The sequence below is a fragment of the Prevotella illustrans genome (assembly GCF_017426725.1).
In the GTDB taxonomy this organism is placed as follows: domain Bacteria; phylum Bacteroidota; class Bacteroidia; order Bacteroidales; family Bacteroidaceae; genus Prevotella; species Prevotella illustrans.
On sequence record NZ_JAERMS010000010.1, the window covers coordinates 58,265 to 72,882 of the forward strand.

At 47.6% G+C, this 14,618-nt stretch carries 8 protein-coding genes; 5 read left to right on the forward strand and 3 right to left on the reverse strand.

Going from position 1 to position 14,618, the window contains the following annotated elements:
• Nucleotides 1-19: 19 nt before the first annotated feature.
• The gene (locus JHU38_RS05100; protein ID WP_107581124.1) at nt 20-2,755 is read right to left on the reverse strand and encodes a bifunctional fucokinase/fucose-1-phosphate guanylyltransferase; all 2,736 of its coding nucleotides are present in this window, start codon (nt 2,753-2,755) and stop codon (nt 20-22) included.
• Nucleotides 2,752-5,241, reverse strand: coding sequence for a YfhO family protein (locus JHU38_RS05105; RefSeq protein ID WP_107581125.1), 2,490 nt, complete (start codon nt 5,239-5,241; stop codon nt 2,752-2,754). The genes JHU38_RS05100 and JHU38_RS05105 overlap by 4 nt, the downstream gene beginning before the upstream one ends.
• A 541-nt stretch (nt 5,242-5,782) precedes the next feature.
• On the opposite strand from JHU38_RS05105, the gene JHU38_RS05110 reads away from it, so the two are divergent.
• The 4 genes from JHU38_RS05110 to JHU38_RS05125 all read left to right on the forward strand — a co-directional run bounded on the left by JHU38_RS05110 (nt 5,783) and on the right by JHU38_RS05125 (nt 11,455).
• Nucleotides 5,783-6,508: a 5'-methylthioadenosine/adenosylhomocysteine nucleosidase gene (locus JHU38_RS05110; protein ID WP_107581126.1), complete on the forward strand. Its 726-nt coding sequence runs from the start codon at nt 5,783-5,785 to the stop codon at nt 6,506-6,508.
• Nucleotides 6,509-6,621: 113 nt separating this feature from the next.
• A complete protein-coding gene (locus tag JHU38_RS05115) occupies nt 6,622-7,101 on the forward strand; it encodes an S-ribosylhomocysteine lyase (protein ID WP_107582296.1) in 480 nt (159 codons plus the stop codon).
• A gap of 19 nt (nt 7,102-7,120) precedes the next feature.
• Entirely contained in the window at nt 7,121-9,136 is a 2,016-nt protein-coding gene (locus tag JHU38_RS05120) for a DNA-binding protein (protein ID WP_107581127.1), read from the forward strand.
• 114 nt (nt 9,137-9,250) lie between these two features.
• A complete protein-coding gene (locus tag JHU38_RS05125) occupies nt 9,251-11,455 on the forward strand; it encodes a sodium-translocating pyrophosphatase (protein WP_107581128.1) in 2,205 nt (734 codons plus the stop codon).
• A 138-nt stretch (nt 11,456-11,593) separates the two neighbouring features.
• Here JHU38_RS05125 and typA read toward each other — a convergent pair whose 3' ends face one another.
• Complete coding sequence (typA, locus tag JHU38_RS05130) at nt 11,594-13,396, reverse strand: translational GTPase TypA (protein WP_107581129.1); 1,803 nt, start codon at nt 13,394-13,396, stop codon at nt 11,594-11,596.
• Nucleotides 13,397-13,700: 304 nt separating this feature from the next.
• Between typA and rpsO the strand changes: the two genes are divergently transcribed.
• Nucleotides 13,701-13,970 (forward strand): 30S ribosomal protein S15, encoded by a 270-nt coding sequence (gene rpsO, locus JHU38_RS05135; RefSeq protein ID WP_107581130.1) that lies wholly within the window; start codon nt 13,701-13,703, stop codon nt 13,968-13,970.
• Nucleotides 13,971-14,618: the final 648 nt, after the last annotated feature.

Sequence of the window (14,618 nt, forward strand, 5' to 3'; positions counted from 1 at the left end):
ATCTCCTTTTAATAATATATTAAGAACGGCTGACTTGGAGTCCGGTCTTGCTTAATTGCAAATCTACAAAACGTGCATTGGGACTCTCATGGTCGGTCTGCAGCCGTTGTTTGATACGTGCGGCCGCATCGGGATCCTTCGCAATCATGTAGAGATAACCGCCTCCGCCCGCACCCGGCAACTTATACCCTAAGCACAAATCATCTACCAAAGCCGTCAATCGGTCTACAGAAGCCGGATTCGTTCCGCTATCCAACAGCTGATTAAGCTGCCACGACTTACGGACAAGCTGTCCCATCAACGCAAAATCCTGACGAACGATGGCATCATACATATCAAGCGCATGCTGCTTCATTACCGATAGTAATTCTAGTTGCTCATGTTGATTGAGGAACATCCTACGCACGATCTGGCTCAAGATATCCTTAGCCGTGCGAGTAATGCCCGTATAATAGAGCAAATGACAAGGCGCGTATTCCTGTCCGGTAAACATCTCCGTTGGCAGAAACTTCACCATAGGCTCTTGTGAGAATCCTTTGCCGGTCTGCAACAACTTGATTCCGGGCAGTAAACCGCCAAACTGATCTTGCCATCCACCACCCGTCGTGAGTAATTGCTCCAATACGAGCGTGCGTTGCCCTATCTCGTTCTTATCCCACGATAAGCCACAGAAATCATTGAGTGCTCCTAATACCGTAGCGGCAAGAATGGAACTCGTACCTAAACCGCTGCCCGCGGGAATCGCCGAGAGCATGGTCAACTCGATACCACAACCAAATTCCTCAAGCTGAGCTGAAAGACTGGGATAGTCTATCGAAGAGAAACCGGGCTGAAAGCCTGACAACACCAAAGCCGCTTTGGGAATGGAGAATGGGCTGCCCACTTTATTGAAGTCAGCCAGTTGCTCATAGGTAGTAATTTCTTCGGCCGAGCCCAGATCAATACTGCGCAGAATAATCTTCCGTTCTTTGCAGGGCTTCACGTATGTCTGCAATGGAGGCTGCCCGTTTAATTCAATAGCAAGATTAACAACATTACCACCCTCCGTCAGACAATAAGGTGGCGTATCGGTCCATCCACCCGCCAAATCAATTCTCACCGGACTTCTTCCCCACACAATCTGATCTGCATATACATTCATGTGGGGTGTTTGCTTCATTTCCAGTGCTCTACGGGTCAGCCCTTCACGCAACAAGCCGAAGGCCCGATCGGGCTCTCCTCGGAACATCGCATCGTGAATGCGTGTCAACAACGGTGCTTCTGCGGGCAGACGTTCAGGCATAGGTAGCTGGAATTGGGCAAACTCCTGTGCGGCATGTTCCAAATCCAGTTGATAGAATACACTATGTTCATAGTTGCTGGCCAGCCGCGGCCAGGCTTCCGCACGAAACCGCCTGCGTTGTGCTTCCAGTCGGCGAAGATTTGCATTTGCCGATATGTCCTCCGCACTTAGCTTTTCGGCTTCATCATATAGTTTGCGCGCATGCTCTGAAAGGTTTTGCTTCAACATATATTGCAGAACCTCACCCATGTCGGCCACCGAACGAACTACCGGAAATAGCTTTTGCTGTTGTAATGAGCCCGCGAATTTGTCATAATAACCATAAGGACGCACCACCCATGCGGTCTCATCCAATGGCACAATGTCCACACATTGGCAGGGTTCTAAGTCCAACGCCCAGTCATTCTCGGGCACACCGGTAATGATATTCTCGCTTGTCAGCATCCAATGACGACCAACAAAACTATTCTCAATCCAAAGATTACGGTTCTCGCCTGTAATGGCAGCCTCCGTAACGGCATTCTGTACAAAGATAGAAGGATGCGGTTTGCGCGAATGGTGCATGATTTCACGCTGGTCGTTCACCAGATTCTGAATGGCCAACGTTGAGGAAAGCAGTTCTCTACTCGTACCAAAATGATAAAACTCACCGCCCGGCAAAGGCAGAACTGCCACTTTCAGATCGGCCATTTCAGGGTCGGGCAACGACGGATGGCTACCCAGCGCACAGCCAAAAGTGCCGTAAAGGTCGTATTCCCGATATTCTCCCGAAGGTGTTTTCGACTTTCGGGCCAATGCCGTCATGGCCTTATCACTCAACAACCACACGCCGATATCCGTCAGATAATAATGGTCTTTCTGCAGATTGCTCAACGTTTCAACCGAAGGCTTCTGCAACATACACTCCATTTCAGTAGGGTGCTCACGCGACGACACGAAGACGCCATGATTTTGTGCAATCTCCGGCCCCAGCCAAAGTCCGTAACACACGATGTCCACATCGTCAGGGATAGGCTGTAAAGGCTGTGTGGCCCGTATATATACATCGCCACTGACAATCATCACGTTCAGATGACGAGGCGCCGCATTGAGAATCTTCTCGTAAAGCGGCACTTGTAACGATAACAAATTCTGCGAAAGGCGCTGCCCACGGGCCCAACGGAATACGGGAATGGGTGTCAATATTTTCCCCGAAGGTGCATACGACGGCAGTCTTCGGCTCTGTCCGCCGGCATGCAACAGCAGATAACGTTCTTCGGCAGACAGACAAGAAGTTTCATTCGTGTCACTCTTTTCTCCCGACAGCCCTTTGCGCTCTGCCAAATAGCGGTCTACCAACCATACGGAACCGCCTCCCGAACCTAGCTTTTGATTGACCGGATCGTGCGTACAGAACCACTCTTGGCGGTCGTACCCTGTAATATCATGGAAACATTCTACTAAATTAGGGGGAAGGGAAAGTAGTTTTTTCATACGGTTTTCTTTTTACGAGTCTCGAAATAAACCGATAATCCTATCATCGCAAGCAGGATAGCGTATGCTACATAAGCGATAGTTTCTGTTCCATCGACACTCTTGGGATAGAAGCTGAGCACCACCTGATGGGTTCCGGGCTGTACATTGATAGCCCGAAGAATATAATTGACGCGCCCCAGTTCAACGGGATTACCATCAATGGTGGCTTCCCAACCCGGATAATAAACCTCGGAGAACACTACGACACCACCCTTATCAGACTTCACTTGATAGGTTAGCTTATTAGGCTCATAAGCGGTGAGCTTCACCAATGCCGTTTCGTTTTCAGCCACAGCCTTGCCCAACTGCTTTTCAAACTTCCTATCGGCTACAGCATGATGACGTAGATTGAGCTTGCCGACGCGATCCAATTCTTGATTCGCATTGTCTACATAGTCGAGGCGGTCAACAAACCAACCGTTACCATATACGTATGGATTCTGCAAAGGCACAGTCTGTCCGGCCTGCAAAGGCAGAATAAAGTATTTGGCATTGAGCATGTTCAACACGGGAAAAATGCTATCGCCATTAATCTTCGTCATATCGCCGCCCGCTTCTTGCACCGCAGTCATCAGTTTCTGCATTTCGGGATGGATATAGGCTTCTATCACCTCCTGATAGCGACGCAACTTGGCCGCGTGATAGCCACCTATACTCTTGTGGAAATAGCTCGTTTCGTTTTCATTGAACGTATTTGAAGCCAGATTGAGCACACGATAGTTAAGACTCTTATCTAATAATATCTGGCGATCGGTGGCTGTCATCTGCATTGGCGTTTCACGCACGCTCTTCTCCACAAACATTTCGTCGTTGAGATAGCGCTTGTCTACCTGCCACATGTCGATGAAACACAGCACCGTTATCAAGCCGATGACATAATCGGCACGCAGTTTCTTATACTTATAAAGGAAGAGTAGCGACATTCCAAGCACGATAATCCAGAACGAGCGCCAGCAATCAGCCGTGAAAATGCTCTCGCGCATGCTATTCAGATTAGCCGTCAACGGCGCGAGATACTCACTCGGAATACTCTTAAACGCGGTTTGTTCCTGCACAGAAATGAAACTTGAGAAGAAAACACCGGGCATAAGGGCAAACAAGAGGGCCACACCGGCCGTCAACGCAAAGCTGATATAGACATATTTCATCTTCCGAGCCAGCACATCGGGGTTTTCAATAACCTCCTTCAGAGCCATAATGGCCAGAAGCGGAATCGTAAATTCGGCAATGACCAATATGGAAGCTACCGTTCGGAACTTGCTGTACATGGGCACATAGTCAAGGAAGAAGTCGGTAAACGGCATAAAGTTACGCCCCCATGAAAGGAGTATCGACAAGATGGTAGCTGCCAGCAACGCCCACTTCATCGGGCCTTTGACGATAAAGAGTCCCAAAATGAAGAGCATCAACACGAAAGCGCCCACATAAACGGGGCCACTCGTGCCGGGTTGGTCACCCCAATATTGCCCTAACTGCTGATAAATCTGCATGAAATTCGGGTCGGCTTTCTCCATGGCCTTACGATTAGCAGTCAACGGAACAGAAGCGCCGCCCTTGGTATTGGGCACCAACAGCGTCCACGTTTCGTCAATACCATAACTCCACTGCGTGATATAATCGCGATCCAAACCACTGTTGGTCTGTACCGCCGAGTTCTTTTTCACCAGTTCGCTCTTGCCGCGCATACTCTCCTGACCATACTGCCAGGTGTGATACAGGTTGGAAAGATTGATACAAATGCCCAAAACAGCAGCGGCGGCACACACACCGACTGCTTTCCAGAACTGCTTCAGTGTCTTCTCCCGAATAGCCGTCACCAAGTAGGCGATGACCATAAACAAGATGATGAACAAGTAATAATAAGTCATCTGCACATGGTTGGCATTCACCTCAAAGGCCGTAAAGATGGCCGTAACGATGAAACCGGGAATCAGTTTACCTCTGAACGCCAGCACCACGCCCGCCATCATCGGCGGCAAATAGGCCAACGCCATCACCTTCCACAGGTGACCGGCCGCAATAATAATGAGAAAATAACTGGAGAAAGCCCAAATGACAGAGCCTAAGACAGCCAACGACTTTCTGAAATCGAAAGCCCGAAGCAGAATATAGAAGCCCAGCAGGTAGGCAAAAAGGAACCATACGTTCTCAGGTAGCCACAAATGATAGGCTTTTTCGGCCTGATTGAGCACCGAACCACTTTTATAGGAGGGAGCCATCTGATAAGTTGGCATGCCGCTGAACAAGGAATTAGTCCAACGCGTGGTCTCACCGGTCTTTTCCGTGTACTGACTCATCTCAATACCGGCCCCTCTACCGGCCGAAGAATCGTGCCGATAGAGAATGCGACCATCAATATCGGCCGGGAAGAAATAAGCAAATGAGATTACAATAAATAATACGACAGCAGCAATGTCTATCAGATACTTCTTCAAAACTTTCATTTCATTATAGATTATTTACAAGGCAAAAATACAAAAAATCAACCATATATCCGCCTAATCCACGATCTTTTCGCTGTTTTTGCGCTTTGAGCACGGCCGACGGCATGCTATTGAATTATTTTTACTAACAACAACAACTCCAAATCGGCCGTTTGAACAGCATAAAAGCAGCCATATCAAAAGCTTAAAGAGAAATTACCAAAATGAAACCGCGTTTTGGTAATCGTATTACCACGCAGCGGTAATCATATTACCAGCCCATGGGAAGCCGTTTACCACGCAGCGGTAATCGCATTACCACATAGCGGTAATTCCACCATCGTGCCGTGAATCAATTTGAGATTAATGAAAATAAATAGTCCAAACAGCTATCTATTTATGCAAAAAGTACGGAGAATTGACAAAAAAGCCATATATTTGTTGTGCGGTAGCAATCTGCTGTGAGGACAAAGAGACACAAAGACTCTGTAAAATATGCGGGAAAGCGTATTTTTCACATGAAAATAAAAGTGTCGCCTTTCGGTTTTAAAACATACAAAAGATGCAAAGAATTGGAATTATCGTAGCTATGGACAAGGAGTTCAAGCAGTTGGAAGGCTTGCTCGAAGTTCCTGTCAGCGAAACGTTTAATCATAAGACGTTTATTTCGGGTCAGGCTTTTGGCAACGAAATCATACTGATGCAGTGCGGAATAGGCAAGGTGAACAGTGCCATTGGCTGCGTGGAAATGATTCATCGCTACCATCCCGACCTGATTATTTCGAGCGGTTGTGCCGGCGGAGCCGACATCGGGTTGAACGTAGGCGATGTTGTGGTGGCCCGTGAATGTGTCTATCACGACGCTTACTGCGGCGACAACTGCCAATACGGCCAAATCTTAGGCATGCCGGCACGCTTCAAAGCACCCGAAGAGCTGGTCAGCCAAGCACTCTCTATCAATCAGACGGCGCCCAAAGACAACACGAAAAACACCTTACCGCGTATTATCAGCGGGCTGACCGTCAGCGGAGAATGGTTTGTTGACAACCAAGTCAAGATGAAAGAAATCATGAACCACTTTCCCGAAGCAACGGCTGTCGACATGGAAAGTTGCAGCATAGCCCAGACATGCCATATCTACGGCGTTCCGTTTATTTCATTCCGAATTATCAGCGACGTTCCTCTTAAAGACCATAAGGCCCAAATGTATTTTGACTTTTGGGACAGAATGGCTGAAGGAAGTTTTGATATCACCAAAGAATTTCTCCGCGTATTAGCCGCTAACTGACGGCTAAGCGCACATGACAACAAATATTTTTTCCGTTATTCCGTTTATAATTATCCATTTATATGATGTCAGAAAAAACAACATCTGCCCCCACTTCATCTCATGAAGCAGGCATGAAGCCCATTCCCTCGTTTACCATCGATCACCTGCAGTTACTCCGTGGTATTTACGTAAGCCGCAAGGACAAAGTTGGAAACGAAGTAATTACGACTTTTGATGTGCGCATGAAAGAGCCTAACCATGAACCGGTGCTGCACAACGGTGCCATCCACACCATCGAACACTTGGCTGCCACCTACCTGCGGAACGATGCGGAATGGAAAGACAAGGTGATTTACTGGGGTCCTATGGGCTGTCTGACAGGCAATTATCTGATTCTTCACGGCGATTTGGAAAGTAAGGATATCGTCTCCTTGCTTCAACGTATGTTTGATTTCATCGCCAATTACGAGGAAGAGATACCCGGGACGACACCAAAAGACTGCGGCAACTGTCTTCTGCACGATCTTCCGATGGCCCGATATGAATCGAAAAAGTATCTGGAAGAAGTCTTGAATCAGCTCAAACCAGAGAATTTAATTTATCCACAATAGATAATAGGTTTCTAATACCTTGAAACACGCTTTCTTTTTTCTGCTTTTTTCATTGTTCTCCATTGGTGTTTGCGCACAAGAGAACAATGATTGGGAACGATATTTAGAACACCTTGCCACACTTGATGAAGCCGAATCGACCTCTTGGGAAGAAGTTCATCAAGTGCTGAGTGAGTTTTCACGCAATCCCATCAACATCAATCAGGCCACCGAAGATGACCTTCGGCAACTGCTTTTCCTCAACGAGAAGCAGATTGATGAGATTATGACGTATCTGGGAAAATACCATGGCATGCGAACAAAGGCCGAACTCAACATGCTCCGTGAACTTGACACCGACCGAAAAATGCTCTTAAGCTGCGTCATCTACATAGGCGAGATGGCGCAAAATAAAGAAACATTTCGTCAACTTCTTCGCAATGCCGGGCATGAAGCGGTGGCCATGGTCGGCATTCCCTTGTATGAACGGCTCGGACAGACGAACGGAAAATACGAAGGAGGGCCACTTCGTCACTGGCTTCGCTACAACATGAACGCCAAAAACCGAATGCGTTGGGGATTCATTGCCGCACAGGATGCCGGTGAGCCATTGTTTAAAGGGAAGAACAAAAGCGGATATGACCATTATTCTTTCTATTTTCAACTACGCCGGTTTGGTGTTTTCGATAACCTTGTCGTAGGCAGATATAAAATCAAAACGGGGATGGGACTGATTATTAACAATGGTTTGGCTTTGGGAAAGGCTTCCCTACTATCTACAAACGGAAACACGACCAACATCCTTACTGCCCATTCTTCAAAAAGTGAGTTCAACTATCTGCAAGGTGCGGCTGCCGTTCTCCACCCCCATCCTTCCGTATGGATTACGCCCTTTCTATCTTTTCGTTATCTCGATGGGACTCTCAACAAAGACAGCACCACCTTATATAATATAGCAGGCAGTGGTTATCATCGCACAGAAAGTGAACTTGCCCGCAAGCATAATACGTCGCTCGCTACGGGAGGTGTCCATCTGCGACTTGTAAAAAATGGATTTTACGGAGGCGCTACGTTTATCTTCAATCGGTTAAGCAGAAGTCTTCAACCGATGAAGATCGATAGTCTCGGACAGTTCTCGCTTTCACAATTATACAGGATGTGGCTTCCACAGGGACAACAGATATGGAATCTCGGGGTGAACTATGGTTACAACCGAGGGAATATCTCCGTAAATGGTGAAACGGCTTACGGAAATTGCAATGCCATTGCTTCCATCAATGCCGCCAGTTATTCTTTTTCAAGCAAATTCGCACTGACTGCTTTATATCGTTTTTACGCCTTACGTTATTATGCTTTGCAAAGTTTAAGCTTTAGCGATGGCGGTTCCACTCAAAACGAAAGCGGACTATATTTAGGTGCCAACTGGCGAATAACAAAAGACTTGACACTTTCTACCTACGCCGACATGGCCTATTTCCCATGGCCAAAGTATCAGACTTTGGGCTCTTCCCGTGGATGGGATATCATGACCAACCTGCTTTATCAACACAAGTTACTCACCATTCAGGCCCGTTATCGCTATCGCAACAAGCAACGGGATAACGAAGAGAAAACAAGTCTCATCCCCAAACAAGACCATCGAGGACTTTTAGCTGTAGAATATAGTCACAATCATTTCACGCTAAAGACAAAAGCAAGCCTGAGTTATTGTAACTATCAGAAGCACAGTTTAGGCTATTTACTTGAGCAACACGGTCGTTTCCAAAGCAAACGGTTCAACATTCTGGGAAGCATAGGCTATTTTCATACCCAAGACTACTACAGTCGCGTCTACTCTTATGAGCGTACATTGCTTTATATGATGAACATTCCGTCGTTTGCAGGCAAAGGATGTAGATATGCGCTACTGGCCTCTTTCCAATTCCGAAATATCCAATTATCAGGAAAATGGGGCACCACGCATTACTTCGACCGCACAAGTATTTCTTCCGGACTGCAACAAATCAATAAGGCTACCCAAACGGACATAGATCTGCAATTAAGATATTCGTTTTGAAACTTTTCTATTTTAATTACAAATAGTTTCATGAAAATTACTTACATTTGCAATCGTTGTAAATAGAGAACTTACATATTACATATTTAAACACCACAAAAAATCTAACAAATCATGAATGAAATTCCTACAGTATTTTGGTTAGTGCCCATCGCTTCGGTAGTAGCTTTGAGCATGGCATGGTATTTTTTCAGCAAGATGATGCAGGCTGAAGAGGGTACGCAACGTATGATTGAAATCGCCGAGCATGTCAGAAAAGGCGCCATGGCTTATCTTAAGCAACAATATAAGGTAGTCTTTTACGTCTTCGTTGCGCTTGCCATCCTTTTTGCTTTTATGGCATACGTACTCAAAGTACAGAATCCATGGGTGCCGTTTGCCTTCCTTACGGGTGGTCTCTTTTCGGGATTGTCTGGCTTCTTCGGCATGAAAACGGCGACATACGCTTCTGCTCGCACGGCAAACGCCGCACGAAAAGGACTTAATGAAGGTCTGCGCATCGCCTTCCGTAGCGGAGCGGTCATGGGATTGGTTGTCGTCGGTCTCGGATTGCTCGACATCGCGCTATGGTTTCTGATTCTCAACCACTGCTATCGGGGTGACAACATGGCCCTCATTACCATTACCACCACCATGCTTACATTCGGAATGGGCGCTTCTACCCAGGCTTTATTCGCCCGTGTGGGTGGCGGTATCTATACCAAAGCGGCCGACGTAGGCGCCGATCTGGTAGGCAAGGTGGAGGCAAACATCCCCGAAGACGACCCACGTAACCCGGCGACGATTGCCGACAACGTAGGCGACAACGTGGGAGACGTGGCCGGCATGGGAGCCGACCTGTACGAAAGTTACTGCGGAAGTATTCTCTCTACGGCCGCGCTGGGTGCTACCGCCTTTGCCATGAACGGCGACATGCAGCTCAAGGCAGTCATCGCACCGATGATTATTGCCGCCGTGGGCATCTTCCTGAGCCTCATCGGCATCTTCCTCGTGAAGACAAAGGAGGGCGCTACGATGAAAGACCTGCTCCATTCGCTGGGCTTGGGTACGAATATTTCGGCCGTATTGATAGCCATTGCTACATTCATTATCCTCTATCTGCTGGGAATTGAAAACTGGCTGGGCGTTTCTTTCTCGGTTATCAGTGGTCTGTGTGCCGGTGTTATCATCGGTCAGGCAACAGAATACTATACCTCACAGAGCTATAAACCTACACAAAAGATTTCTGAAGCCTCACAAACAGGTTCGGCTACGGTCATCATCAAGGGTGTCGGAACGGGTATGATATCAACCTGTATACCTGTAGTTACCATCTGTTTTGCCATCATGTTGAGCTATCTTTTTGCCAACGGATTCGATCTTAGCATGAGTGCCGGCAGCATGTCGCGCGGTCTCTACGGTATTGGAATTGCCGCCGTAGGTATGCTTTCCACCTTAGGTATCACACTGGCGACTGACGCCTACGGCCCGATAGCTGACAATGCGGGTGGCAATGCCGAAATGAGCGAGTTGGGAGAAGAGGTTCGTCATCGTACCGACGCGCTGGATGCGCTGGGCAATACGACAGCTGCTACGGGCAAAGGTTTTGCCATTGGCTCCGCGGCACTTACCGCTTTAGCCTTGTTGGCCTCATACGTTGAAGAGATAAAGATTGCTATGGTGAGGGCAGCCGGTGAAGGACAGCAGTTCCTCGACACCGCAGGAAACATCTTTAATCCCAACAATGCCAGCATAACCGACTTCATGAACTTCTTCCAAGTCAACCTAATGAATCCGAAAGTATTGGTCGGTGCCTTCATCGGCGCAATGGCAGCCTTCCTCTTCTGCGGCCTCACGATGGGCGCGGTAGGTCGCGCCGCTCAGAGCATGGTGGAAGAAGTGCGTCGCCAGTTCCAAGAAATCAAAGGCATATTGGAAGGAAAAGCAACGCCCGACTATAGCCGTTGCGTAGAGATTTCCACCCGAGGAGCGCAACGCGAGATGATAATTCCGTCTGTAATGGCTATTGTCATCCCCATCATTGTTGGTATTGTACTGGGCGTAGCAGGCGTGTTAGGCCTTTTGGTTGGCGGCCTGTCGGCCGGCTTTACGTTGGCCGTCTTCATGGCTAATGCCGGCGGCGCGTGGGACAACGCGAAGAAAATGGTGGAAGAAGGGCACTTTGGCGGCAAGGGCTCCGCATGCCATAAGGCCACCATCGTGGGCGATACGGTAGGTGACCCCTTTAAAGACACATCCGGACCGAGCCTCAATATCCTCATCAAACTTATGTCAATGGTCAGTATTGTGATGGCCGGACTGACGGTCGCCTGCATGTAACTGCAGTACCAAGCAGCAATCATACCCAATAAGAAGTGGCCTTTCAATAGCAATGAAATAAGCTATTGAAAGGCCACTTCTTTATTCAAGAGCCATTTTAAGAAAGCGATATTGTTATTTACTAATTACCGCAATGCGTTATTCCTTATTAGAACGCTTGCGTTCCAAATGATCCAGAATAATCTTTCGCATGCGCATATTTTTCGGAGTGACCTCAACGAGCTCGTCGGCCTTGATATATTCGAGACATTCCTCCAAGCTCATGACGGTCTTCGGGATGACACGCGCTTTCTCATCGGAGCCACTGGCACGCACGTTAGTCAACTGCTTGGCTCTCGTCACGTTGATAACGAGGTCGTTGTCGTGAACATGCTCGCCCACAACCTGACCGGCATAAACGTCCTCACCCGGGTCGATGAAGAACTTCCCACGGTCCTGCAACTTGTCAATGGAGTAAGCATAAGCCGTTCCTGTCTCCATGGCTATCATCGAACCGTTGGTACGACGGTCGATTTCTCCTTTGAAAGGCTGGTAGTTCTTGTAACGGTGAGCCATGATGGCCTCGCCCTGCGAAGCTGTCAGAACGTTGGTGCGCAAGCCGATGATACCACGTGAAGGAATCTCAAACTCGATGTTGACACGGTCGCCCTGGCTTTCCATACCAAGCAAGTCGCCCTTGCGACGTGTCACCATGTCAATCATCTTACTTGAAAAGTCCTGTGGTACATTGATGGTTAACTCTTCTACCGGCTCACATTTCTGGTCATCAATCTGTTTATAGATCACCTGCGGCTGGCCCACCTGCAACTCATAGCCCTCACGGCGCATCGTCTCGATGAGCACGGAGAGATGGAGCACGCCACGACCGCTCACAATCCACTTGTCGGTAGAGTCCTCGAACGGCCTCACACGCAGGGCGAGATTCTTCTCAAGCTCCTTGTCCAGACGCTCTTGAATGTGTCGGCTGGTGCAAAACTTTCCCTCCTTACCGAAGAAAGGACTGTCGTTGATCGTGAAAAGCATGCTCATCGTAGGCTCGTCGATGGCGATGGGCGGTAACGGCTCGGGATTTTCGAAGTCGCAGATGGTGTCGCCTATCTCGAATTTCTCCAGACCGATGACGGCACAGATGTCTCCCGAGTCCACATGATCGGTCTTCACGTGGCCCATTCCCTCGAAAGTATGAAGTTCTTTGATTTTCGTTTTCTCCATCGAGCCGTTGCGATGGCAGATCGTCACGTTCTGTCCGTCACGCAGCGTTCCACGATGCACGCGGCCCACGGCGATACGACCGGTATAGTTGCTATAGTCGAGCGAGGTGATCAGCAGCTGTGGCGTCCCTTCTATCTGTTTTGGTGCCGGTATCTTGTCTAAAATGGTATCAAGCAGATAGTCGATATTATCGGTAGGAACCGTCCAGTCCTCGGCCATCCAGCCGTTCTTGGCCGAACCGTACACGACGGGGAAGTCGAGTTGGTCTTCCGTGGCGTTCAAGTCGCACATCAAGTCGAACACCATTTCATACACTTCTTCGGGGCGGCAGTTGGGTTTATCCACCTTGTTGACAACAACAATAGGCTTCAAACCTATCTGTAAAGCCTTCTGCAAAACGAAACGGGTCTGCGGCATAGGGCCTTCGAAGGCGTCGACCAGCAGCAGGCAGCCATCAGCCATATTGAGCACACGCTCCACTTCGCCACCGAAATCGGAGTGCCCCGGCGTGTCGAGGATGTTGATCTTTACGCCTTTCCAGTTGATGGATACGTTCTTGGAGAGAATGGTGATACCGCGTTCACGCTCCAAATCGTTGGAGTCGAGAACTTCACCGCTGTTATCCTGGCCGTCACGGAACAGTTTTCCGGCGAGCATCATCTTATCAACCAGCGTGGTTTTGCCATGGTCGACGTGCGCAATCACCGCAATGTTTCTAATGTCTTGCATCTTTTTAAATCTTTATACCTTAAAATTTGTGGGTGCAAAATTACGAAAAATTATCAACACCGATTATGATTTCATAGGCTTTTTTGTCCGCCGCACACACGCTGAAAGCCCGCTTTTTGGTTAAAAAAGGATAAATTAAGAAACCATATTTGGGCCAATCGCATAAGCAACAAGGAATTTTTACTACCTTTGCAGCCGCATTTCGGAATCTCCGAAGCATTCGAGAGCGTCGATGTAGTGATTAAGACAGCGTCTCGCTCAAAGGATGTAATTGATGCAAAAACCATTAATCATAATTAAAGTAATGTATTTAGACAAAGCTAAAAAGGAAGAGATTTTCGGCCAGTATGGCAAAAGTACAACCGACACAGGTTCTGCCGAGAGCCAAATCGCGCTGTTCACTTATCGCATCGCTCACCTGACGGAGCACGTAAAGAAGAATCACAAGGACAACGTTACAACCCGTTCACTGACCCAGTTGGTAGGTAAGCGTCGCCGTTTGCTCGACTATCTCTATAAGATTGACATCGAACGCTATCGTGCTATCATCAAAGCACTCGGCCTGCGTAAGTAATCTTAGACAGCAAAAGTATAGAAATCCCAATTCTCGACATCGAGAGTTGGGATTTTTTTGCTCGCAAACGTCATACGGAAGATACCATCGAGGATTCAACCGACAATGACAACAGCGACAGCCACGCAAATCATGAAGCCAATTATCAAATTGTTAAAAAAGAGAATTATCTTTACATATACCATCAAAAAAGTGGCATTATTTTGAAAAAGAGAAGCGTTGGTCGAAAATACGCGATTTTTTCAGAACGTTTATAAAACACTGATTATCAGCCTGTTGTATTTTCATCCCAATTTCATCCTTGCCTGTTTGCCCCTGTTTGCTATGCTTTTAACCCGCAATAGCAGCCTTTTTACAACCCAATAGCTATGCTTTGACAAGCTAATAGCTGCCCTTTTACTTGATGAAAGCATGGCAATGAGCATCAACGAATATAAAAAACCGGAAAAGCAGTGGCCTTTTTCTATCTGAAAAAGCTGTATGGAATGTGCCGGAAGTGTTAAAAAACACTCATTATTCTTGACAAAACAATGTATATTTAAGGGCTCGAAGCCAATAGTGTCCTAAATATTTTTCAAAAAAGTGAAGGAAGTCAATAGTGTCCTAAATAATTTTTGTGAAAACGCATACAAGTTGCATCAAATCATT